This is a genomic window from Tardiphaga sp. GW822-FHT04G09 (genome assembly GCF_058800725.1).
The window spans coordinates 116,718-138,671 of the sequence record NZ_JBXAMO010000014.1 but is presented as its reverse complement, the minus strand read 5'-3'; the positions used below and the strand labels follow the sequence as shown (position 1 = coordinate 138,671).

General features: G+C 62.9%; 19 protein-coding genes. 14 read left to right on the top strand and 5 right to left on the bottom strand.

Translation table 11 applies throughout. From position 1 onward, the window contains the following. Window positions 1-144: 144 nt before the first annotated feature. The 3 genes from AC1RLZ_RS21800 (at window position 145) to AC1RLZ_RS21790 (ending at window position 3,866) form a co-directional block, all read left to right on the top strand. Window positions 145-816, top strand: a complete 672-nt coding sequence (locus AC1RLZ_RS21800; RefSeq protein WP_371422259.1) for a 3-oxoacid CoA-transferase subunit A — start codon at window positions 145-147, stop codon at window positions 814-816. Next, the gene (locus AC1RLZ_RS21795) at window positions 813-1,502 is read left to right on the top strand and encodes a 3-oxoacid CoA-transferase subunit B (RefSeq protein ID WP_371422260.1); all 690 of its coding nucleotides are present in this window, start codon (window positions 813-815) and stop codon (window positions 1,500-1,502) included. The genes AC1RLZ_RS21800 and AC1RLZ_RS21795 overlap by 4 nt, the downstream gene beginning before the upstream one ends. A 318-nt stretch (window positions 1,503-1,820) precedes the next feature. Further along, complete coding sequence (locus tag AC1RLZ_RS21790) at window positions 1,821-3,866, top strand: methyl-accepting chemotaxis protein (RefSeq protein ID WP_493190290.1); 2,046 nt, start codon at window positions 1,821-1,823, stop codon at window positions 3,864-3,866. A gap of 143 nt (window positions 3,867-4,009) precedes the next feature. Here AC1RLZ_RS21790 and atzF read toward each other — a convergent pair whose 3' ends face one another. From atzF to AC1RLZ_RS21770, 4 genes are all read right to left on the bottom strand, one after another. Continuing rightward, on the bottom strand, window positions 4,010-5,815 hold the full coding sequence (gene atzF / locus AC1RLZ_RS21785) for an allophanate hydrolase (RefSeq protein ID WP_493190289.1): 1,806 nt from the start codon (window positions 5,813-5,815) through the stop codon (window positions 4,010-4,012). A gap of 69 nt (window positions 5,816-5,884) precedes the next feature. Further along, window positions 5,885-7,528 (bottom strand): regulator, encoded by a 1,644-nt coding sequence (locus AC1RLZ_RS21780; protein ID WP_493190288.1) that lies wholly within the window; start codon window positions 7,526-7,528, stop codon window positions 5,885-5,887. Further along, the gene (locus tag AC1RLZ_RS21775) at window positions 7,525-8,274 is read right to left on the bottom strand and encodes a cysteine hydrolase family protein (protein WP_493190287.1); all 750 of its coding nucleotides are present in this window, start codon (window positions 8,272-8,274) and stop codon (window positions 7,525-7,527) included. The genes AC1RLZ_RS21780 and AC1RLZ_RS21775 overlap by 4 nt, the downstream gene beginning before the upstream one ends. Window positions 8,275-8,533: 259 nt before the next feature. Further along, window positions 8,534-9,340 carry an SDR family oxidoreductase gene (locus tag AC1RLZ_RS21770; protein ID WP_493190286.1) on the bottom strand — a complete coding sequence of 269 codons (807 nt, stop codon included), beginning with the start codon at window positions 9,338-9,340 and terminating at the stop codon, window positions 8,534-8,536. A 182-nt stretch (window positions 9,341-9,522) separates the two neighbouring features. Here AC1RLZ_RS21770 and AC1RLZ_RS21765 point away from each other — a divergent pair, with 182 nt between their 5' ends. After that, window positions 9,523-10,248 carry a CBS domain-containing protein gene (locus AC1RLZ_RS21765; protein ID WP_493190285.1) on the top strand — a complete coding sequence of 242 codons (726 nt, stop codon included), beginning with the start codon at window positions 9,523-9,525 and terminating at the stop codon, window positions 10,246-10,248. A 59-nt stretch (window positions 10,249-10,307) separates the two neighbouring features. Here AC1RLZ_RS21765 and AC1RLZ_RS21760 read toward each other — a convergent pair whose 3' ends face one another. Beyond that, a complete protein-coding gene (locus AC1RLZ_RS21760; RefSeq protein WP_493190284.1) occupies window positions 10,308-11,366 on the bottom strand; it encodes a polysaccharide deacetylase family protein in 1,059 nt (352 codons plus the stop codon). Between the two features lie 162 nt (window positions 11,367-11,528). Between AC1RLZ_RS21760 and AC1RLZ_RS21755 the strand changes: the two genes are divergently transcribed. From AC1RLZ_RS21755 to phoB, 10 genes are all read left to right on the top strand, one after another. After that, window positions 11,529-12,932, top strand: a complete 1,404-nt coding sequence (locus AC1RLZ_RS21755) for an OmpA family protein (RefSeq protein WP_493190283.1) — start codon at window positions 11,529-11,531, stop codon at window positions 12,930-12,932. Beyond that, window positions 12,929-13,228, top strand: a complete 300-nt coding sequence (locus tag AC1RLZ_RS21750; protein WP_493190282.1) for a hypothetical protein — start codon at window positions 12,929-12,931, stop codon at window positions 13,226-13,228. Before AC1RLZ_RS21755 ends, AC1RLZ_RS21750 begins: the two co-directional genes overlap by 4 nt. A gap of 331 nt (window positions 13,229-13,559) precedes the next feature. Continuing rightward, window positions 13,560-14,606 (top strand): lysylphosphatidylglycerol synthase domain-containing protein, encoded by a 1,047-nt coding sequence (locus tag AC1RLZ_RS21745; protein WP_371422270.1) that lies wholly within the window; start codon window positions 13,560-13,562, stop codon window positions 14,604-14,606. Between the two features lie 37 nt (window positions 14,607-14,643). Continuing rightward, entirely contained in the window at window positions 14,644-15,960 is a 1,317-nt protein-coding gene (locus AC1RLZ_RS21740; RefSeq protein ID WP_493190281.1) for an ATP-binding protein, read from the top strand. Window positions 15,961-16,407: 447 nt separating this feature from the next. Then, on the top strand, window positions 16,408-17,418 hold the full coding sequence (pstS, locus tag AC1RLZ_RS21735) for a phosphate ABC transporter substrate-binding protein PstS (protein WP_493190280.1): 1,011 nt from the start codon (window positions 16,408-16,410) through the stop codon (window positions 17,416-17,418). Between the two features lie 144 nt (window positions 17,419-17,562). Beyond that, a complete protein-coding gene (gene pstC, locus AC1RLZ_RS21730) occupies window positions 17,563-18,561 on the top strand; it encodes a phosphate ABC transporter permease subunit PstC (protein WP_493190279.1) in 999 nt (332 codons plus the stop codon). 3 nt (window positions 18,562-18,564) lie between these two features. Then, complete coding sequence (gene pstA, locus AC1RLZ_RS21725) at window positions 18,565-19,410, top strand: phosphate ABC transporter permease PstA (protein ID WP_149529330.1); 846 nt, start codon at window positions 18,565-18,567, stop codon at window positions 19,408-19,410. Then, window positions 19,407-20,231 carry a phosphate ABC transporter ATP-binding protein PstB gene (pstB, locus tag AC1RLZ_RS21720; protein WP_493190278.1) on the top strand — a complete coding sequence of 275 codons (825 nt, stop codon included), beginning with the start codon at window positions 19,407-19,409 and terminating at the stop codon, window positions 20,229-20,231. Before pstA ends, pstB begins: the two co-directional genes overlap by 4 nt. Before the next feature lie 28 nt (window positions 20,232-20,259). Further along, complete coding sequence (phoU, locus tag AC1RLZ_RS21715; RefSeq protein ID WP_493190277.1) at window positions 20,260-20,973, top strand: phosphate signaling complex protein PhoU; 714 nt, start codon at window positions 20,260-20,262, stop codon at window positions 20,971-20,973. A gap of 91 nt (window positions 20,974-21,064) precedes the next feature. After that, complete coding sequence (phoB, locus tag AC1RLZ_RS21710; RefSeq protein ID WP_068737970.1) at window positions 21,065-21,769, top strand: phosphate regulon transcriptional regulator PhoB; 705 nt, start codon at window positions 21,065-21,067, stop codon at window positions 21,767-21,769. The last annotated feature ends 185 nt before the right edge of the window (window positions 21,770-21,954 follow it).

Here is a 21,954-nt window from a genome sequence, read left to right as displayed (position 1 = left end):
GCAAACTACACCACCATCCAGCCCGTCGATTGGATAGAAAAATAGTCTGATTTTGAGCTTTTTCAGCGGACTGCTAGTCGCGGCGCAATAAATGCCGCAAGCGATTGCGGACAATAGCAATTCCGCGACGAGGAGTTTTCGGGAGTGATCGATAAGCGCGTAGCCAGCCCGGCCGAGGCCGTGGCTGGGGTGAAGGACGGTGCAGTCGTCCTGGTGGCAGGGTTCGGTACAGTCGGCATTGCCGATGATCTCCTGGAGGCGCTGCACGAACAGGGCGCGACCAATCTCACCATCGTCCATAACAATGCCGGCAATGGCGATACCGGCCTGGCCCGCCTGATCAATTCCGGCCGCGTCAGCAAGGTGATCTGCTCCTATCCGCGCTCGGGCGATTACAGCGCGTTTCTCAATGCCTATCGCAACAAGACGCTCGAACTGGAACTGGTGCCGCAGGGCATCATCAGCGAGCGCATGCACTGCCATGCGGCCGGGCTCGGCGGTTTCTTCTCGCCGGTCACCGCGCACACGAAGCTCGCCGAGGGCAAGGAAACCCGCGAGATCAACGGCGTGCTGCATGTGCTCGAACAGCCGCTGAAGGGCGATGTCGCGCTGCTGCGCGCCAGGAAGGCGGATCGCTGGGGCAATCTCGTCTACAACCAGTCGGCCCGCAATTTTAATCCGATCATGGCCATGGCCGCCGATCTCAGCGTCGTGCAGGTGGACGAGATGGTCGAGCTCGGCAGCATGGATCCCGAAGCGGTGGTGACGCCGAGCATTTTTATCGATCGTATCGTGGTCGTAGGAGCAAAGGCATGACGTCGACTTACAAGCCGCTGAATCGTGACCAGATGGCCTGGCGCGCCGCGCAGGACCTGCAGGAGGGCGCCTATGTCAATCTCGGTATCGGCATGCCGACGCTGGCGGCGAGCTATGTGCCGGGTGGTCGCGAAGTGATCTTCCACAGCGAGAACGGCATTCTCGGCCTCGGGCCGAAGCCGGAGCCCGGCATGGAAGACGAGAATCTGATCGACGCCGGCAAGAGCTACACGACGCTGATCAAGGGCGGTGTGTTCATGCACCATGCCGACGCCTTCCTGATGATCCGCGGCAAGCATCTCGATGTCAGTCTGCTCGGCGCCTTCGAAGTCTCGGAAGCCGGCGATCTCGCCAACTGGACCACGGAAGACCCGAGCTTCCCGCCCGGCGTCGGCGGCGCGATGGATCTGGCAGTCGGCGCCAAGGAAATCCGGGTCATCATGGATCACACCGACAAGAAGGGGAAACCGCGCATCCTCAAGACGTGCAGCCTGCCGCTCACGGCACCGGGCTGCGTCAAGCGCATCTACACCAATCTGGCAGTCATCGACGTCACGGAGCAGGGCCTGTTCGTGCGCGAGATGGTCGAGGGCATGACGCTGGAGCAGTTGCAGGCGCTCACCGAGCCCAAGCTGCAGCTCGCCAACAACTGGCAGTCGCTGACCCCGCCGGCGATGGCGGCGTAGTCCAAACGCGGTCATTCCGGGGCGCGCGGCGAAGCCGCACGGACCTCAGCCACTCCAACTGGAGTGGCGGGGATTCCCGGGGTGGCTTGGCTCTCCGAAGATTCCCATGTCGGGATTCCAGGTTCGGTCCCGCCGCCTACGGCGTCGGCCCCGTCCCGGAATAATAACGGGCGATCTCGTTCGCCTGCCGCGCAACCTCCAGAAGTTCCGGTATCCGTTTACTCGTCCTTAGCCAATGTGCCGTAGGTTTGGGCATCGGCTTTGCGCGCGCTTGCGCGCGATGACCGGGATGTTGGGAGTGATGAACGGGGGCCCCAGGTGGCAACGACGACGCTTGTCCGGAAGAAGCCGGCTTCTTTTAAGTTTCCTGCCCTCAGGTTTCGCGCCAAGGTGACGCTGGGCTTTGCGGCCGTGCTCGCCATCTCCGCGCTCAGCATGGTGCTGGCTTATGTCGGCTTCGAGCGCATCTCGGCCGGCGTGGTGTCGTATCGCACCAGCGTTGCGGAGTCCGGTCTGGCCCGCAATATCGACCGTGAACTGACCTCCTATCAGGCGCTGACGCGCTATTACGTGCTCACCAGCCGTGAAGAGGACGCGAAGGCGGCGAAGGCTGCGGAAGCGAGCCTGAAAGACGCCATCGATCAGTCGATGAAGGCGACCAGGGATTCTGCGCGGCTCGACAAGATCACCAAACTGTCCCGCGAATTCACCACCTTCACCAAGGTGTTCGCGGACATCCTCACCTTGAAGGGACAGAACGACACCATCGCATCGACCCAGTTGTCGCGTACCAGCCTGATGTTGCGCAACAAGATCGACGATCTCGGCGACACCGCGACCATGGCCGGCCTTGCCTCCGTGCAGGATCAGGTCAAGGAGATCACGACCCAGTTCATCACAGCGACCTCGCTCGTGAATACCTATATAGGCAAGGCCGAGGACAAGACCTCGAATGCCGCGACGGCCCGCATCAAGTTCCTGCAGAACTCGTTCGCGACGATCTATGCCAATGACGACAAGATCAACAACAAGGTGAAGGAGATCACCGCGGACACGAAGCTCTACGCCGAAGCCTTCGTCAAGTTCGTTGAGAACACCAAGAAGATCGACGGTCTCGTTCAGGAAATGTCGGAGACAGCGGCAGCGATCACCAAGCTGTCGTCGGGAATGAAGGCGGACCTGCTGTCCGATCAGCAACGTCTTGAAAACGAGTCCGACGCCACGATCCACGACACCGAACGTCAGGTGATGGTGCTGGGTGTTGGCGGCTTCATCGTCGGTGCCATTCTTGCGCTGCTGCTGGGGCGCAGCATTGCCGGTCCGATGATCGCCATGTGCGCGGCGATGCGCAAGCTTGCGGCCGGTGATTTCGAAGTCGTGCTGCCGGGTCTCGGCCGCCGCGACGAACTCGGCGACATGGCGTCCGCCGTGGAAGAGTTCAAGGTGCAGGCCATCGCGAAGGCCGAGCGGGATGCCGCCGCACAGGAAGAGCAAAGCCGCGAGGCCGGTGCGGCGCGCCGTGCCGAACTCATTCGCTTTGCCGACGATTTCGAGTCCGCCGTGGGGGCGATCGTTTCGAACGTGTCGGCATCGGCAGGTCAGCTGGAAGTCGCAGCGGGCACGCTGACGCGCACCGCCGAGACCACCGAAGGATTGTCGAGCCGTGTCGCCGGCGCTTCGGATGAAGCCTCGTCCAACATGCAGTCGGTGGCGACCGCGACCGAGGAGCTTTCCCTGTCGGTCAATGAAATCGGCCGCCAGGTCCAGACCTCCAGCAAGATCGCTGACAGCGCCGTGGTGCAGGCACAGCAGACCGATGCCCGCATCGGCGAATTGTCGCGCGCCGCGCAGCGCATCGGCGACGTCGTCGATCTCATCACGGCAATTGCGGAACAGACCAATCTTCTGGCCCTCAATGCGACCATCGAGGCTGCGCGTGCCGGAGATGCCGGCCGCGGCTTCGCGGTCGTGGCGTCCGAAGTGAAGTCGCTGGCCAGCCAGACTGCAAAGGCGACCGAGGAAATCTCGACCCAGATCGCAGGCATGCAGAGCGCGACGCAGGAGTCAGTGGCGGCGATCAAGCAGATCGGCAGCACCATCGGCGAAATTTCGGGCATCGCCTCGGAGATCGCCAGCGCCGTCGAGCAGCAGGGCGCAGCCACGCGCGAGATCGCGCAGAACGTCCAGCGTGTTGCGCATGGCACCCAGCAGGTTGCCGGCGACATCGTCGACGTCAATCGCGGCGCGACCGAAACCGGCGCGGCGTCAGCTCAGGTGCTGAATTCGGCGCAGACCCTGTCGAGCGAAAGCACGCGCCTGCGTGCCGAACTCGATCGCTTCATGGGCAATATCCGGGCGGCCTAGTTCTCTTGCCTCTCCCCGCTTGCGGGGAGAGTCGACCGGCGAAGCCGGTCGGGTGAGGGGGAGCCGCCGCATGCGCGTCAGCAAGTGAAGCGAGAGCCCTCTCTCCGCAAAAGCGCGGGGCGGGGGAGCGCACGAGCCGTGCGTTATTTCGCTTGCGCCATATAGGCTCGCCATCCGCCAAACGACGAAATATCGCGCGCATCTTCCGTTGCCCTGGCTTCCACCAGGAAGCCCTTGACGGTCGATCCGTCGGACAGTGTCAGCGTGCCGATCGACATCGGCTGCGGAAGCGATGCAACGAATTTGCCGAAGGCCTCTGCCGACAGTGCCCAGACTTCGACAGCGATTTCCGTGCCCGAGCCGGGCGCGACGCGCAGCAGGCCGGGCTTCGGCGGCGTGGTGCCGTTCAGCGCATAGAACCTGTAGTCGGGCGCCGTCGTCGTGGCTTTCAGCAGGCGCGCATTCAGCGCCTGCAATTCGCTATTCAGCGCCATCCCCGACAGATGCGCGCCGACCACCGCGAGGCCGATCTCGCCATCAGCGAGCTTGTCCGAGAGCGGCGCGAGCGCCGGCTGCGGCAGGGCCCTGGCGCCAACCGGCAGTTTGGTGTCGGCGTGAAACACCCGGCCGATACTGGCCAGCAGCGCGTCATCGCCGCCCGGCGCCAGTAGCGTGATGCCGAACGGGATTCCGTCGGCACGCATGGCAGCGGGAATGGCGAGGCCGCAGAGGTCGAGCAGGTTGACGAAGTTGGTATAGGTGCCGAGCCGGGAATTGAGCTCGATGGGATTGGCCAGCACCTGCGCCGTCGTATAGGCGGTCGGCGCGGTCGGCAGCACCAAAGCGTCGAGAGCAGTGAAAGCCTGTTCGGCGACACGCTTGAGATCCTGCAGCTTGTAGAGGGCCGCAAACGTATCGGTCGCGCTCTGGCGTGCACCGGCGATGGTGATCTCGCGTGTCACAGGATGAATCGCATCCGGTGCCGATGCCAGCAGATCGCGGATCACCAGCAGGCGCTCGGCCACCCACGGGCCATCGTAAAGCAGCCGCGCGGTCTCATAGAACGGCTCGAGGTCGAACTCGACCAGCGTCGCGCCGAGCGAGGTCCAGCGCCTCAGCGCGTCCTCATAGGCCTTCTCCGAGGCCTTGTCGCCGAAGAAGATCAACTGGCCATTGCGTGGCACGCCGAGCTTGAGACCCTTCGGAAAGGCGGTGAGCGAACCCGGCACCCGCTTGCGCGAATAGGGATCATGCGCGTCATAGCCGCCCATTACATCGAGCGCAGCCATCGCATCGTCCACAGTCAGCGTGAAGATCGAGACGCAGTCCAGCGTGCGGCAGGCCGGCACGACGCCAGCGGTCGGGATCAGGCCGAGGCTCGGCTTGAGGCCCACAATGTTATTGAGCATCGCCGGCACGCGGCCGGAGCCCGCAGTGTCTGTCCCCAGCGTCAGCGGCACGAGGCCTGCTGAGACCGCAACGGCAGAACCTGAGCTGGATCCGCCTGGCACGAGATCGTCGCGGATCGCATTCTTCGGAATGCCATAGGGCGAGCGCACGCCGACGAGACCCGTCGCGAACTGGTCGAGATTGGTCTTGCCGATGATGATCGCGCCCGCTGCGCGCAGCCGCGCCACGGCACTGGCATCGCGCGTGGCGTTATAGGCGAAGGCGGGACAGGCCGCGGTGGTCGGCAGGCCGGCGACGTCGATATTGTCCTTCACGCCCACCGGCACGCCATAGAGCGGCAGCGTGGCGGGGTCCTTCGCAGCGAGCGCCTCGGCCTCGGCGATGGCCTCGGCCTCAACGCGCAGCGTGATGAAGATGGCGGTATCGCCGCGCTCGCGGATGCGCTGATAGCTGCGCGCAACGGTCTGTGCGGGCGTCACGGTGCCGGCGCGATGCGCGGCAACGATGGCGGCAATGGTTTCGGGAACGGACTCACTCACGATGCAAGACTGCACGATGCGAACCTGCTGCGGATGGCACGGGTGTGCCACCCGCAGGTTGAGACGATATTATTCAGCAGGCACGGCAAGTGGCGGCTCCGATTGCGGGACAGAAGACAGGCTGGTTGCACCGAACTTGTCCGCGGCAAAGAGCCCGGCTGCAACAAGAGCATAAGCGAGAGCGACGCCGGGCGTCACCCCCAATCCGCCGCCGATGCCGATGGCTTCGCCGTGCATGAAGCCGAAATAGGTCAGCACGGCACCGGCCAGAGCGAAGGCTGATGCGTTGATGAATTTGCGCTCGATGACGAACACCGCAATGGCGCCGAGCACGAGACCGACCAGGATCGAGCCGCCGCCCATGACTTCGAGGCCGTGGAACAGCACGCCGTTCTGCCCCATCTTGGCGATGAATTCGGGCGAATGGATCGCGCCGAAATTCATCCCGGCGGCGCCGAGTGCGCCTGACAGCAGCACCGTGGCCCAGGCCGCAAGATGCGGCGTCAGTGCGAGGGCGATAGCGGGGGCGTGTTCGCGTGGTGTGGTCTCGAAGGCCTGCGCGCAGATCAGCATGCCGATATAGAGCAGGATCGGTGAGATCGCGACCACAGGAATGATCGCCAGCATCAAGGCAATGACGCCGAACCACGACAGCACGATCACCATCAGTCCGGTCGCCGCCGAATAGCCGATCCGGCCACCCATCGCCTTCCAGCCGGGATGGCCGATATAGACCGCATTGATGAAAGGGTTGCCCATCAGGCAGCCGATCAGCGAGACGACGCCGTCGGCGGTCAGTACGCGGGTGGTCGGATAGTCGTCGCCGGCTGCTTCCGCGGACTCTACATTGTCCATCGCTTCCACCAGGTCGTAGATGCCATAGGGAATGGCGGTGACCAGGATGACGCCGAGGAACTGGAAGCCGGAGAACACGTGATCGAAGGCCGGGATCGGCACCGAGAAACCGAAATTGCTGAAGGCCGCGGTGACACCGGCGACGCTGACGCCGCCGATGCCGATGCCGAGCAGGTTCGACCCCCAGGCGATCACCATGCCGACACCAATGGCGACAAGGCCTGCCGGAATGCCCTTGGGATATTTATAGCCGCCGAACCAGCTCAGCATGATGATGGCAAAACATGTGAGACCGATCACCGGCGTCATGAACATTTCCAGCGCCGGGCGCATCGCGATGAAGGCGATGGAGACGCCGGCCAGCGTGCCGAGTAGCGCGGCGCGCGGCGTCACCTTGCGGATCCAGGGGGCGATGAAGCCGCCGATCATCAGGATGAAGCTCTGGAAGAACACCCAGACGAGGCCCGCCTCCCAGCCCTTGATGGGATCGCCTGTCGTGATCGAGATCGGCAGCATGATCACGAAGGTGACGATGAACATATGCGGCACGCTGATGCCCGAGGGCAGCGCGCAGACATCCGTGCGGCCGGTCTTCTCCGCCAGTTTGTAGGCAAGCCAGGCGTAGTACATCGTCGACAGGCACATCATCAGGCCCATCGCCGGCAGGATGCGGCCGAACACGATGTTGTCAGGCATTTTCAGGACGAAACGCAGCAGGCCGGTCAGCACCAGCATGTTGACGAGGATGTTGGTGCCGAAGCCGAAAAATGCGTTCCAGTCGCCCGGCGTCCATAGAGCGGGCTTGAAGTCGGATTTGCCGGCAGAATCTTTAGAAAACGTCCCTGCGGTCGTGCTCATCGTGATGCTCCTGCTGCAAGTTTGTTGGAAGTCTCCGGTGTGTTTTCAGAAAGTGTCGTTTCAGAACGAGCGATGGCATCGAGAATGGCGGCGGAGTCGGCGACCCAGCCGAAGATGCCGCCCTGGGCCTTGATCATCTTCAGGCCCATCTCGTGGAATTCGGGGAAGTACGACGCGCATCCATCCGCGATGACGATGCAGCGATAGCCGCGGTCATTCGCCTCGCGCACGGTGGTGTTGACGCAGACTTCCGTGGTGACGCCGCAGATCAGCAGCGTGTCGATGTCGCGCGCCTTGAGGTCGGCACCGAGCGTCGTGGCGTAGAACGCGCCCTTGCCGGGCTTGTCGATGATGATCTCGCCTTCGACCGGATAGAGCGCGGGAACGATGTCGTGGCCGGCCTCGCCGCGAATGAGGATGCGTCCCATCGGGCCGGGATCGCCGATCCGCAACGAGGGCGCGCCCCGTTCGATCTTGGCGGGCGGCGCGTCGGACAGATCGGGCAGGTGTCCCTCGCGGGTGTGCACCACCATCATCCCCGTCTCGCGCGCGGCTTTCAGCACCGCAGCGATGGGGGCGACGGCGCCGGCGAGCTGCGACACGTCGTTGCCCAGCGTCTCACCGAAGCCGCCGGGCTCCATGAAGTCGCGCTGCATGTCGATGATGACGAGTGCTGTCGTGCCCCAGTCGACCGCGATCGGGTCGGGTTCGGCAAGGACCGTCGTTGTATGCAGTGAGTCCGCCATTGCCGTTCACTCCCCGAGGCATGGATGTCTCGGAAGTTAACGAAGCAAGGCGCGTGCCATTGTGTACAACGACGACGGCCGGACGATGCTGGAAATTATATTTATAGGAATCAGACAGTTATTCAAAAATAGCTTTGCAGCCTAAATGTCGTCTTCGGGCCGAGAACTGGTTAATTGCCTAGTTTGTAGCCGAGGCTGATAGATCGGCAGCGCGTCATTGCAGCCCTTGAGGGCCCGCAATGACGCGCCGCGCATGTCCTCAATCCCAGCCGTCGCCCTTGATGCCCGGATTCGCATAAACGATGCCGCCATCGACCGCGATGGTTGCGCCGACCACGTAGTCGCCGGCGCGCGAGGCGAGATAGATAGCGGTGCCTGCCATGTCCTCGTCGGTGCCGATACGGCCGGCGGGCACGCGGGTCGCCACTTCATCGGCATTGTCGCGGGCGGCCTTGTTCATGTCCGACTGGAACGGGCCCGGCGCGATGGCTGTGACGACGACGTGATCCTTGATCAGTCTTACGGCCATGCGGCGCGTCAGGTGGATCAGGCCTGATTTGCTGGCGGCGTAGGAATAGGTCTCCATCGGATTGACGAAGATGCCGTCGATGGACGCGATATTGATGACTTTGGCGGGCTTGTCCGCGCTGGCTGCTGCACGCAGCGGTCCGGCCAGCGCCTTGGTCAGAAAGAACGGCGTCTTGACGTTCAGCGTCATCACCTTGTCCCAGCCGCTCTCCGGAAATTCGTCGAAGTCCGCGCCCCAGGCGGCGCCCGCATTGTTGACGAGAATGTCGAGCTTGGGTTCGCGCTTCTTGATTTCGGCAGCCAGCATCTCGATGCCGGTCATGGTCGAGATGTCGATCGGCAGTGCGATGCATTCGCCGGCATACTGCGCGGAGAGTTCTTTTGCGGTCGCTTCGCATGGCCCGGCCTTGCGCGCGGTGATGTAGACCTTGGCTGCGCCCTGGCTGAGAAATCCCGCTGCGATCATCTTGCCGATGCCGCGCGAGCCGCCGGTGACGAGTGCAATGCGGCCATCGAGCGAAAACAGATTGGTGAACATGATGCCTCCCGTTTGTTTTGTCGTTGGGCCGATTGTGTGCGGCGGCGGGCAAGGGGAGTCAACAAGGCGAGTCAACCAGCGCTGCTGCAGTTGACCCAGATCAAGGCCGGAACCGGCGGCCGGCGTAGGCTTCTCGTGTTGGTTCGTCCGGCAAACGGACCTCAACCCAACGGGAGAGTGTCATGAGAGCTCATCAAATTATGACCCGCAAGCTTGTCACCGTGTCGCCAGACGCGTCGATCAGCGAAGCTGCGCGGCTGATGATCGACTGCCACGTCAGCGGATTGCCTGTGGTGGATGCCGCCGGCAAGCTGGTCGGCATTGTGACCGAGCGGGATTTCCTGCGTCGGCAGGAGGTCGGCACGCAGCGCAGGCGCCCGCGCTGGCTCGAATTCGTGCGTGGCCCCAGTCTGCAGGCCATCGATTATGTTCGCGAAGCCGGCCGCAAGGTGCATGAGATCATGACCCGCGAGGTCCGCACGGTGACCGAGGACACTGGCCTAGCCGATATCGTCGAGGTGATGGAGAAGTATCACATCAAGCGCGTGCCGGTGGTGCAGGGCGACAAGCTCGTGGGTATCGTCAGCCGGCAGAATTTCGTCGAGGCCATCGCCGATGTCATGCACGATGTCTCCGATGTCGAGTCGAGTGATGCGTTGATCCGCCGCCGCATCGTCGCCGTGCTCAGGCATAACGAATGGACACCCTTCGGCCTCGACGTCCGGGTGAAGGATGGCGTCGTGGACATCGACGGCTTCATCACGGACGAGAATGTCCGTCGGGCGATCGTCGTGGCTGCTGAAAATGTGGCTGGCGTAACCCGCGTCAACGAGCATCTGTGCTGGGTCGATCCGATGTCGGGCGTGTATTTTCCGCCGGAGACCGATGCGCCGCAAAAGCCGGTCTGATCCGGCGCGGGACGCAAGACGCCAGCGAGGCTGCAGTTCGCCTGCAGCGTATGGCCAGACTAGCCGACGCCGCGGCGCTGGAAGCCGTTCCACATCGCGGTGGCCGCGCCGGAGGTCAGCACCGGCAGATAGCGGGTGTCCTGATAGTTGCCGTTCAGAGAGACCCGCGGCAGCGCCGTAAGTTGTGAGGAGTTCTCCGAGGCGATCACGCCGGGGCGGGTCGTCACGGCTGTCTGGAAGCCGGCGCTTTTCGCCAGTGCGAATTCCCGTGTGCCGGCAGCGCAGCGGTCGCCATAGGGATAGGCCAGATGCACGGCCGGGCGCTGCAGGACGTTTTCGATATCGGTGCGGCTGGCTGACAATTCATGCGCGGCCATCGCCTCGGTCTGTTTGGCGAGATTGCAGTGGCTCACGGTATGCGCGCCGATCGTCACCAGCGGATCGGCGGCGAAAGGCTTGAGTTCGTCCCACGACATGCACAGCTCACGGCTGACCGCGTCTTCGTCGATGCCATGCGCAGCGCAGAGCGCGCTGACCTCGCGGCGGATATCCGCTTCTTCCGGCAAGCCGCGCAGCCAGCCATGCAGGCGGTCGAACGCCATATCCTTGCCGGCGAGGGTCGATGTATCCAGGCGCGCCATCTGTCCGTCGATCGGGGTCTCGATCACATCAGCTTTGGCGACGATGCGCTCCAGCGTCACCCACCACAGCCGGCCGGTGCCAGCGGCGAAGTCGCTGGTGACATAGACCGTGAAGGGCGCGTCGAAATCCTGCATCGCGGGCAGGGCATGGTCGCGGTTGTCGCGATAGCCGTCGTCGCAGGTGAAACAGGCGAAGCGGCGCGAGAAATCCTGCTCCGTTAGCCGCCGCCGCACTTCATCGGGGGTCACGATATCGACGTCGGTTGCACGCAGATAAGCGAGGGTGGCGCGCAGGAAATCGGGCGTGATCTCGAGGTGGCGGTTGGGCTGGAACGGGCCGGCATGGGCAGGGCGCACATGGTGCAGCATGAAAATGGTGCCCACGCCGCCGAAGATCGGTCGCAACACCCGGTGGGCCCCGCTGAAATACAGCGCATCCAGGCCAGCACGAATAATCGTGTTGCGAATCTGCTTCATCGTATGACCCAGCAATTGATGCTACCCACGGAAATGATCAGAAACGATTGAACAAAGCGTTATTCGAATACCCGCGGCGGCGCCAGAGGTTTGCCTTGATTTCAGTTTGACAGTCCCGCAAGGGTTTGTTTTCTCTCTGTTTCCAGACCCGCAGGACGTCGAATGCACGGATTTTACAGGTGGAGTGCCAAATGGTGGCCGGGGCTCATCCCGCTTGCCATCCTTTGGGCGGTTGCTGCCTGGGTTAGCACGATTCCGCTTGAGACGGATTTAACGGCGCGCAGCACTGCGGCGCTGAAAAACACCATCCTCGACAAGAGCCAGATCACGGTTGCCGGCCGTGACGTCACCTTTTCCGCGGAAGCCTTCTCCGAAGAGGGGCGGCGCAGCGCCGTCTCGTCGGTCGAGGCGTCGCCGGGCGTGCGCCTGGTCAATGACGAAACCCGTCTCGTCGCCGAGGCCAAGCCGTTCGTCTGGGTCGCGGAGCGCGACAATGTCCGTGTCACGCTGTGGGGAACCGCGCCATTACCCGCCAGCAAGGCGCGAATCGTGGAAGCGGCCCGCGCCGCGCTCAGCGGAACCGAGGTCTCCGACCGCATGGGCCTGAAGCGCGGCGCGCCGCCGCGGTTCGATGCCGCAGCTGTGCTGTTGCTTGATCAGGTCGCCAAGTTGAAGGAAGGCAAGGCGGTCATTTCGGATACCAATGTCAGCCTCTCCGGCATGGCGCGCGATCTCGGTGGCCGCGAAGCCGTCGCGGCGGCGCTGAAGAACCTGCCGGAAGGCTTCACCGTGGCGGCCAACGACATCAAGGCGCCGCCCTATGTGTTCCAGGCCAACAAGGATCCGGTGACCAACACGCTGACGCTGAGCGGCTATGTCCCGGACAACAACATCCACGCCGCGCTTGCGTCGGCTGCCGGACGCAAGTTCGGCAATGAGAAGATTGTCGACAACCTGAAGGCCAGCATCGGCGCGCCCGGTGGTTTTGCTGCAGCGGTGACAACGGCGCTCGGCGCGTTGTCGCGGCTGTCGACCGGCGCGCTGGTGGTGTCTGACCGCGAGGTGAAACTGTCGGGCGACGCACTCTATGAGGTCGCCGCCGACCAGATCCGCGCAAGTCTGGCGCGGGAGCTTCCGCAGGGCTGGCAGGCCAAGGCCGAAGTCTCGGTGAAGCCCGCCGCGGCACCGGTCGATGCCAGCGTGTGCCAGCAGCTGTTCGCGCAGAATCTGACCAAGGGCCGCATCCGGTTCGAGACGTCCAGCGCCAGCATCAATGTGGATTCCGCGGGCTTGCTCGACCGCCTCGTGGAAATCGCCATGCGCTGCCCCAATGTCCGGGTCGAGATCGCCGGTCACACCGACGGCGATGGCGACGCGGCGTTTAACCAGTCGCTGTCGGAAAAGCGCGCGGCTGCGGTCGAGGATTATCTGGTGAAAGCCGGCCTCCCGGCGGACCGTTTCTCGACCATCGGCTACGGCAGCACACAGCCGATCGCCACCAACGAGACCGACGAAGGCAAGCTGCAGAATCGCCGGATCGAATTCGTCGTGAGGCAAGCGCCATGACCTATCTTGCCATGTTTCACTGGGGCTGGCTGCTTGGGGCGTTCCTGATCGGCTTCTGCACGGGCTGGATCGCCGTGGTCTATCGCGGGCGTTCGGTGTCGCGCGCATGGATCCAGCGCCTGTCGGTGATCGCCGTGGTCGTCGTCGGCATCGCGATTGCCAAAGTCGTGCCCGGCCGTTTCGGCTACTGGCTCGATCTCGGCCTCGCATTGTTGGCGTTCTATCTCGTCGGCTGCGCCATCGGCTCGTGGCTGCGCGACATTGTGGTGGCCAGGCAGCAGGCCCGCTCGACGTGAGGTCGGTGGTGCATGCCGCTGTCGTCTGTTTTATCAACGTCTCGCCGCCAAATCGGCGACATGGGGTCACGAAAGCCTCATTGTGACGTGAGACGCGTCAGGATGTCGGCATTTTGCCGCAGCGAATGTGCCCGTGACGCTGGTGGTTTGTTCGGGGTGACCTAATATACTGATGTGGCTTGTTTTTATTCACAGCCGGCGAATTTCACTTTGCCGAAAAACGCGCTACGACGGTTGTGCCGAAGACAACGTGATGTGGCGGTTCCGCCAAGGTTAGTCAGACTTCCCTGGTCCAGATCTCCCTGGTCAAAGGATCGCATTCGAGGTTGAGATGCTGGAAGCAATACGCAGGGCGATTTCGTTTCTGCGCGAGAAGCAAATCCTGCACAAACTCGGTGTCTTGATTAGCGTCGCGGTGATCGGCGTCGCTTGCTACATGCTGTATCACAAGCTTCGCAACATCGACGCCGCCGCCGTCTTCCGGGCGATGACGGAGACCGAGCCCCGGCTGATCATGCTGTCCGCGCTGTCGGTCGCGGCCGGCTATTTCACGCTGACATTCTATGACTGGTTCGCGGTGCGCACGATCGGCCGCCGCGACGTGCCGTACCGGATCAATGCGCTGGCGGCTTTCACCAGCTATTCCATCGGCCACAATGTCGGCGCCAGCGTGTTCACCGGTGGTGCGGTGCGGTACCGGATCTATTCGGCCTGGGACCTCAGCGCGGTCGATGTCGCCAAGATCGTGTTTCTGGCCGGACTGACCTTCTGGCTCGGCAATCTCGCGGTGCTCGGCATGGGCATCGCCTATCACCCGGAAGCCGCCAGCGCGATCAACCAGGTGCCGCCCTGGCTGAACCGCATCCTGGCCTTTGTCATCCTCGCCGGCCTCGTCGGCTATGTGGTTTGGGTCTGGATGAAGCCGCGCAGCGTTGGCCGTGGCCCATGGTCGGTGGTGCTGCCCGGCGGCCCGCTGACCTTGCTGCAGATCACCATCGGTATCATCGATCTCAGCTTCTGCGCGCTGGCGATGTATATGCTGGTGCCCGCCGAGCCCGATGTCGGCTTCGTTGTGGTCGCGGTGGTGTTCGTCTCGGCCACCTTGCTGGGGTTCGCCAGCCATTCGCCGGGCGGACTTGGGGTGTTCGACGCCGCGATGCTGGTCGGCCTCGAAATGATGGATCAGGAAAAGCTGCTGGCTGGCATGTTGCTGTTCAGGGTGCTTTATTACCTCGCGCCATTCTTTATATCAGTCATGTTACTGACGCTTCGCGAGCTTATTGTTGGTTCGCGATCGAAAAAGCTGCAGGCGGTCGCAGCGGAGGCCAAGCCCGATGTCGGCCATCCGCTGAAGGAACACGGTCGCTCCGGCGCCTGACACATTCGCATTCGCAGCAGGAAGAAATCCGGTTCAGATGGCCATTGAAGCTTCCCCATCGACCATGTTCTCGCCCTGGCCTGATCGGCTGCGGCATTCGGCGATCATTCTGCTGGCCGCTGGCCTGGCGCTGGCGGCACTGGTGTTTTTCGGCGAATTGTCGCCGCTGCGCGCGGGTATCGTGTTCGTCTGCATCGCCGGCGCGGCGCTGGTGCCGTGGCGGCTGCACGACGTGGTGACGGCGCGTGACGAAGCTTTGGCGGCCAATCCTGTCGAGGCGCCCGCAGTGCGGGCCATCATCGCCGGCATTCCCGATCCCGCCGTGCTGCTCGACCGCGCCGGCCGCGTCATCCATCTCAATGCCGCAGCCGCGCAGCTCGCGCCCGCCTTGCGCAAGAACGAACTCGCGCAATTCGCGCTGCGCTCGCCGGAGATCATCACCGCCCTGCGCGAAGCCATCGCCACCACCGAGCCGCGCCGCGCGACCTATCTCGATCACGTGCCCGTCGATCGCTGGATGGAATTGATGATCACGCCGGTGCCGGTGCCGACGGCCTTCGGTGGTACCGACACCTGCATGCTGATGACCTTCCATGACCAGACGCCGCTGCGCCGTGTCGAGGAAATGCGTGCCGATTTCGTCGCCAATGCCAGCCACGAGCTGCGCACGCCGCTGGCGGCGCTGTCCGGCTTCATTGACACGCTGCAGGGACCGGCCAAGGACGACGCCAAGGCGCGCGAGCGCTTTCTCGGCATCATGCATGCGCAGGCGACCCGCATGGCACGACTGATCGACGATCTGCTGTCGCTGTCGCGCGTCGAACTGTCAGCGCATGTGCGGCCGGATACGCTGGTCGATATTCTCCCCATCATCCGCCAGGTCGGCGACGGCCTGGAGCCGCTCGCCAACGAGCGTAACGTCAAGATCGAGATGGAGCTGCCGGAGACGCCGGTATCCATCGCCGGCGATCGCGAGGAATTGCTGAGGCTGTTCGAGAACCTGATCGAGAACGCGCTGAAATACGGCGCGTCCGGCGGCAAGGTCGACGTGTCGCTGGTCACCGCATCGACGGCGGAAGGCGTGCCGGAAATCCGCGTCGCCGTGCGGGACTATGGCCCGGGCATCGCTCCCGAGCATCTGCCGCGCCTCACCGAACGTTTCTACCGCGTCGATGTCGGCGACAGCCGCGCGCAGGGCGGTACGGGCCTCGGCCTCTCGCTGGTGAAGCACATCCTGAACCGGCACCGCGGCCGGCTGCTGATCGAAAGCGTGCCGAAGAACGGCGCGACCTTCACCGCCGCCTTTCCGCAGGTGAAGACGCCGCCGGCGCCTCCCCCCGCTGCCGCGTCCTGACGCTTCAAGCTCCCTTCGTCCTGGTTGCTGTGTCCCCCCGTTACGAGCCGCCCTCGGGCGGTTTCGTATGGCTGCGCTTTGCCCGGACCGTCAAAAAAGCCCTGGCACGCGGTGCGTCATAGCGTCCGATCAGCCTCAATACCGTGCCCGCGACTGTCGTCTGCGCGCATGCTGGCGGGACCGAATTCCGCCTGCTGAAACATATTGTTAACCCCTGTGACGGTCGATTTTTGACGGTATTGCATGGCCCATAAGGGACGGCATTTTTGATGTCATTTGCGCGGTAAAACTATCGGTAATGACCAAAAACCAAGCATTTACAAATGCTTGGCGCTGTCATCCAAGTGTCACGGAACTATCATAAAAGCACAATCGACCACCCCTAAACGGGCGGCGTGAGCACCACTTGGCGCATTCGGCGTTATTGCTCACCAGATGGAGATAACCATGAAATTCCTGAAAACGATCGTCGTCGCCGGCCTGATGGCCGCCTCGACCTCGGCATTTGCCGCCGACATCACGGGCGCTGGAGCGACCTTCCCGTTCCCGGTCTATTCGAAGTGGGCCGACGCCTACAAGAAAGAGACCGGCAATGGTCTCAACTACCAGTCCATCGGTTCGGGCGCTGGCATCAAGCAGATCCAGGCCAAGACCGTGACCTTCGGCGCCACCGACGCGCCGCTCAAGGCTGAGCAGCTCGAGAAAGACGGCCTGGTTCAGTGGCCGATGGTGATGGGCGCCATCGTTCCTGTCGTGAATCTCGAAGGCATCGCATCGGGCGAGCTGGTTCTCTCCGGCGAAGTGCTCGGCGACATCTATCTCGGCAAGGTCACCAAGTGGGACGACGCTGCCATCGCCAAACTGAACCCGAAGCTGAAGCTGCCGTCGGCCGCCATCACCGTTGTTCGTCGTTCGGACGGTTCGGGCACCACCTTCAACTTCACCGACTATCTGTCGAAGGCCTCGGCTGAGTGGAAGACCAAGATCGGCACCGGTACCGCCGTCGAGTGGCCGGTTGGCGTTGGCGCCAAGGGCAACGAAGGCGTTGCTGGCAATGTCGGCCAGACCAAGAATGCCATCGGTTACGTGGAATATGCTTACGCCAAGCAGAACAAGCTGACCTATACCGGCATGATCAACAAGGCCGGCAAGACCGTGCAGCCGACCGTTGCAGCCTTCCAGGCCGCTGCGTCGAACGCCGACTGGGCCAAGGCTCCAGGCTACTACGTGATCCTCACCGACCAGCCGGGCGACGCTTCCTGGCCGATCACTGCCGCGACCTTCATCCTGATGCACAAGACCCCGGTCGATAAGGCTGCATCGGCTGAAGCCGTGAAGTTCTTCAAGTGGTCGTTCGAAAAGGGCGACAAGATGGCTGAGGAGCTCGACTACATTCCGATGCCGGAACCCGTCGTCAAGCTGATCGAAAAGACCTGGTCGGCTGACATCAAGAGCTGATCTGGTACGGGCGGAGGAGAGGGGCATCTCTCCTCCGCCTATTTTTTACCGAGCTGGATTTCTCTTCGCTGTTCGGACTTCGCGCCCTGACAGGCCCATCCAGGGCAGTGCGTTTTGGGTAATACAACAATACAGGGGACTGGCGTGGCAGACATGGCCGTACAGAGCTCACCGATGGACGCCACTGGACCTTATGACCGCGCAAAGGCGCTGAGCGCCTTCAAGGCCGGAGATCAGGCGTTCTATTGGATCACGCGCATCTCGGCGCTGTCCGTTCTGTTCATTCTCGGCGGCATCATCCTCTCGCTCATCGCCGGCGCATGGCCAGCGCTCCACGAATTCGGCTTCTCGTTCCTGACCACGCAGCGCTGGGCTCCGTCGGCTGATCCGCCGGTCCTTGGTGCGCTTGGCCCGATCTACGGCACCCTGATCACGTCGGTGATTGCCATGGGGATCGCCATTCCCGTCGGTCTCGGCATCGCGATCTTCCTCACCGAACTGTGCCCGCAATGGCTGCGTCGTCCGATCGGCATGGCGGTCGAGCTGCTCGCGGGCATTCCGTCGATCATCTACGGCATGTGGGGCTTCTTCGTGCTCGGCCCGTTCCTGGCCAACCATTTCCAGCCGTTCCTGATCGCGACCTTCGAAGGCGTGCCTGTGCTCGGCACCATTTTCGCCGGTCCGCCGTCCTATCTCTCGCTGTTCAACGCCGCGCTGATCCTGGCCATCATGGTGCTGCCCTTCATCACCTCGATCTCGGTCGATGTGTTCAAGACGGTGCCACCGGTGCTCAAGGAAGCGGCCTACGGCGTCGGCTGCACCACCTGGGAAGTCGTTCGCAACGTCGTCATCCCCTACACCCGCGTTGGTGTGATCGGCGGCATCATGCTGGCGCTCGGCCGCGCACTCGGTGAGACGATGGCGGTGACCTTCATCATCGGCAACTCGTTCCGCATCACCGGTTCGCTGTTCGGTCCAGGCACCACGATCTCGGCGGCGATCGCCTCCGAATTCGCGGAGAGCGACGGGTTGCATCAGTCCGGCCTCATCCTGCTCGGCCTGCTGCTGTTCGTGCTCACCTTCATGGTGCTTTCAGCCGCGCGTCTGATGCTGATGCGGCTTGAAAAGAAGGCGGGGAACTAAGTCATGAACCCGATTTACGCATCCCGCCGTCGCAATGACACGATTGTCCGCGGCCTCTGCATGGGTGCCGCCCTGTTCGGCGTCACCTGGCTCGCGCTGATCCTGTTCACGCTGTTCTATAACGGTCTCGCCGGCATCAGCCTGCAGATCTTCACCCAGAACACGCCGCCGCCCGGCTCCATGGAAGGCGGCCTGCTCAATGCCATCGTCGGTTCGGTCATCATGACTGTGATCGGCGTCGGCATCGGTGCGCCGCTCGGCCTGTTTGCCGGCACCTACCTCGCTGAATATGGCAAGCACGACAAGCTGACCTCGGTGATCCGCTTCATCAACGACGTGTTGCTGTCGGCCCCGTCCATCATCATCGGCCTGTTCGTCTATGGCGCGGTGGTGGTTCCGATGGGTGGCTTCTCGGCTCTCGCCGGTTCGCTGGCCCTCGCCGTGATCGTCATCCCCGTCGTGGTCCGTACCACCGAAGACATGCTCGGCCTCGTACCCAACCCGCTGCGTGAAGCGGCCTCGGCGCTCGGCCTGCCGCGCTCCCTGGTCATCAAGCGGATCGCCTATCGTGCAGCCCGGGCCGGTCTGATCACCGGCGTGCTGCTGGCGACGGCGCGTGTCGCCGGTGAAACGGCGCCGCTGCTGTTCACCGCGCTGAGCAACCAGTTCTTCAGCCTCGATCTCACCAAGACGATGGCCAACCTGCCGGTGACCATCAACAACTTCGTGCAGAGCCCCTACGAGTATTGGAAGCAGCTCGCCTGGAGCGGTGCCCTGATCATCACCTTGACCGTACTTGCCCTTAACATTGGCGCACGCATTCTCGGCGCCGAGAGGACAGCAAAATGAGTGAGCTTTCTGTGTCGTCTGGCGTTCCCTCCGTCTCGATGCCGCCGCCGGTCCTGCAGGGCGAGACCCGTCCCAAGGTCACCGTGCGCGACCTGAACTTCTATTACGGCGAACACCATGCCCTGAAGAAGATCAATCTGACGCTGATGGCGAACCGCGTGACCGCCTTCATCGGCCCGTCGGGCTGCGGCAAGTCCACGCTGCTGCGCATTTTCAACCGCATGTATGATCTGTATCCGGGCCAGCGCGCCGAAGGTCAGCTCATGCTCGATAACCAGAACATTCTGGATCCGAAGCTGGATCTCAACCTGCTGCGTGCCCGCGTCGGCATGGTATTCCAGAAGCCGACCCCGTTCCCGATGACGATTTACGAAAACATCGCCTTCGGTATCCGCCTCTATGAAAAGATCTCCAAGTCGGAGATGGACATCCGCGTCGAGAGGGCGCTTCGTGGCGGTGCGCTCTGGAACGAAGTCAAGGACAAGCTCAACGCGTCGGGCCTCAGCCTGTCGGGTGGTCAGCAGCAGCGTCTGTGCATCGCGCGCACCATCGCGGTTCGGCCGGAAGTGATCCTGTTCGACGAGCCGTGCTCGGCGCTCGATCCCATCTCGACCGCGAAGATCGAGGAGCTGATCGACGAGTTGAAGGATCAGTACACGATCGCGATCGTGACCCATAATATGCAGCAAGCCGCCCGCGTCTCCGATACCACGGCCTTCATGTATCTCGGCGAACTGATCGAGTTCGATCAGACCAACAAGATCTTCACGTCGCCGACCGATCGCCGTACCCAGGATTACATCACCGGCCGCTTCGGCTGACGCGACATGTTCGCGGGAGGATTTAGAGATGGCTTTTGAACACACCACCAAGGCATTCGACGACGATCTGCAGGATCTGACCCGTCTCGTTGCCGAGATGGGCGGCCTCGCTGAACGGCAGATCGTCGAATCCGTCGATGCGCTGATCCGCCGGGACGTCGCACTCGGCGCCCGCGTCGTCGCCGCCGATGCCGAGATCGACCAGTTGCAGCGCACGATCGAAGAACGTGCCGTGCTGACCATCGCCAAGCGCCAGCCCATGGCTGTCGACCTGCGCGAGATCGTCGGCGCGCTGCGCGTCGCCACCGATCTGGAGCGGATCGGCGATCTCTCCAAGAACATCGGCAAGCGCGTCAATGCACTCGACAGCGACTTCCACCCGCTGAAGCTGATCCGCGGTCTCGAGCACATGACCGACCTCGTGACCACCCAGGTCAAGTCGGTGCTCGACGCCTATGCCGCGCACGATCTGCCGGCAGCCATGACGGTGTGGAAGGGCGACGAGGAAATCGACGCCATCTGCACCTCGCTGTTCCGCGAACTCCTCACTTACATGATGGAAGATCCGCGCAACATCTCGTTCTGTATCCACCTGATGTTCTGCGCCAAGAACATCGAGCGGATCGGTGACCACGCCACCAATATCGCGGAAACCGTGTTCTACATGATCGAGGGTCAGCAGATGGTCGACAAACGTCCGAAGGGCGACATGACCAACTTCGCGAATACGCCGACGGCCTGAAGCATGATGCGGAAAAGGGGAAGCCGGTCTTCCGCTCGGATCATGATCTAGGGCTTGTCGGACGTCACTGAGGGTATTGATCAATATGGCAATGAACGCGCGCATTTTAGTGGTTGAAGACGAGGAAGCACTCACGACGCTCCTGCGCTACAACCTCGATGCCGAGGGCTACGACGTAGAAACCGTAGCTCGCGGCGACGATGCCGACACCCGCTTGAAGGAGCGTGTGCCGGATCTCGTGGTGCTCGACTGGATGCTGCCGGGTCTGTCCGGCATCGAACTGTGCCGCCGCCTGCGCGCACGGCCCGAAACCAAGGCACTGCCGATCATCATGCTGACGGCGCGTGGCGAAGAGAGCGAGCGTGTTCGCGGTCTTGCCACCGGTGCCGACGACTACATCGTCAAGCCATTCTCGGTGCCAGAGCTCCTGGCGCGTGTGAAGGGTCTGCTGCGGCGTGCCGCGCCGGAGCGTCTCGCCACTGTGCTCGCTTTCGGCGACATCGAACTCGACCGCGACAAGCGCCGCGTCGTGCGGTCCAGCCGTCCGATCGATCTCGGTCCGACCGAATATCGCCTGCTGGAGTTCTTCCTGGAACATCCGGGCCGCGTATTCAGCCGCGAGCAGTTGCTCGACAGCGTCTGGGGCCGTGACATCTATATCGATGAGCGCACCGTCGACGTGCATATCGGCCGCCTGCGCAAGCTGCTCAATCCCGCCGGTGAGCCGGACCCGATCCGCACCGTGCGCGGTGCCGGCTACGCACTGGATGACCGCTTCGACAAGGCGGCGGAGTAGGTTTCCGCCACGCGCAGGAATCGTAGGATGGGTAGAGCGTCTTCGCGAAACCCATCGTCCCATGCGCAGGACAGCGATGGGTTTCGCTACGCTCTACCCATCCTACGCGTCTGTGGAGCGTCGCTCTCACCCGATGCCCTCATGCTTCGCATGCGGAGACCGACGTCTCCCCGCCCGGCGAAGCG

What these genes read in the sequence shown, in the direction of transcription:
- AC1RLZ_RS21780 (WP_493190288.1), bottom strand. Translation starts at nt 7,528, where the DNA reads ATGAGCACGACCGCAGGGACGTTTTCTAAAGATTCTGCCGGCAAATCC.
- AC1RLZ_RS21775 (WP_493190287.1), bottom strand. Translation starts at nt 8,274, where the DNA reads ATGGCGGACTCACTGCATACAACGACGGTCCTTGCCGAACCCGACCCG.
- phoB (WP_068737970.1), top strand. Translation starts at nt 21,065, where the DNA reads ATGAACGCGCGCATTTTAGTGGTTGAAGACGAGGAAGCACTCACGACG.
- phoU (WP_493190277.1), top strand. Translation starts at nt 20,260, where the DNA reads ATGGCTTTTGAACACACCACCAAGGCATTCGACGACGATCTGCAGGAT.
- AC1RLZ_RS21740 (WP_493190281.1), top strand. Translation starts at nt 14,644, where the DNA reads ATGGCCATTGAAGCTTCCCCATCGACCATGTTCTCGCCCTGGCCTGAT.
- pstB (WP_493190278.1), top strand. Translation starts at nt 19,407, where the DNA reads ATGAGTGAGCTTTCTGTGTCGTCTGGCGTTCCCTCCGTCTCGATGCCG.
- AC1RLZ_RS21795 (WP_371422260.1), top strand. Translation starts at nt 813, where the DNA reads ATGACGTCGACTTACAAGCCGCTGAATCGTGACCAGATGGCCTGGCGC.
- AC1RLZ_RS21745 (WP_371422270.1), top strand. Translation starts at nt 13,560, where the DNA reads ATGCTGGAAGCAATACGCAGGGCGATTTCGTTTCTGCGCGAGAAGCAA.
- AC1RLZ_RS21750 (WP_493190282.1), top strand. Translation starts at nt 12,929, where the DNA reads ATGACCTATCTTGCCATGTTTCACTGGGGCTGGCTGCTTGGGGCGTTC.
- AC1RLZ_RS21770 (WP_493190286.1), bottom strand. Translation starts at nt 9,340, where the DNA reads ATGTTCACCAATCTGTTTTCGCTCGATGGCCGCATTGCACTCGTCACC.
- AC1RLZ_RS21760 (WP_493190284.1), bottom strand. Translation starts at nt 11,366, where the DNA reads ATGAAGCAGATTCGCAACACGATTATTCGTGCTGGCCTGGATGCGCTG.
- pstA (WP_149529330.1), top strand. Translation starts at nt 18,565, where the DNA reads ATGAACCCGATTTACGCATCCCGCCGTCGCAATGACACGATTGTCCGC.
- pstS (WP_493190280.1), top strand. Translation starts at nt 16,408, where the DNA reads ATGAAATTCCTGAAAACGATCGTCGTCGCCGGCCTGATGGCCGCCTCG.
- AC1RLZ_RS21755 (WP_493190283.1), top strand. Translation starts at nt 11,529, where the DNA reads ATGCACGGATTTTACAGGTGGAGTGCCAAATGGTGGCCGGGGCTCATC.
- AC1RLZ_RS21765 (WP_493190285.1), top strand. Translation starts at nt 9,523, where the DNA reads ATGAGAGCTCATCAAATTATGACCCGCAAGCTTGTCACCGTGTCGCCA.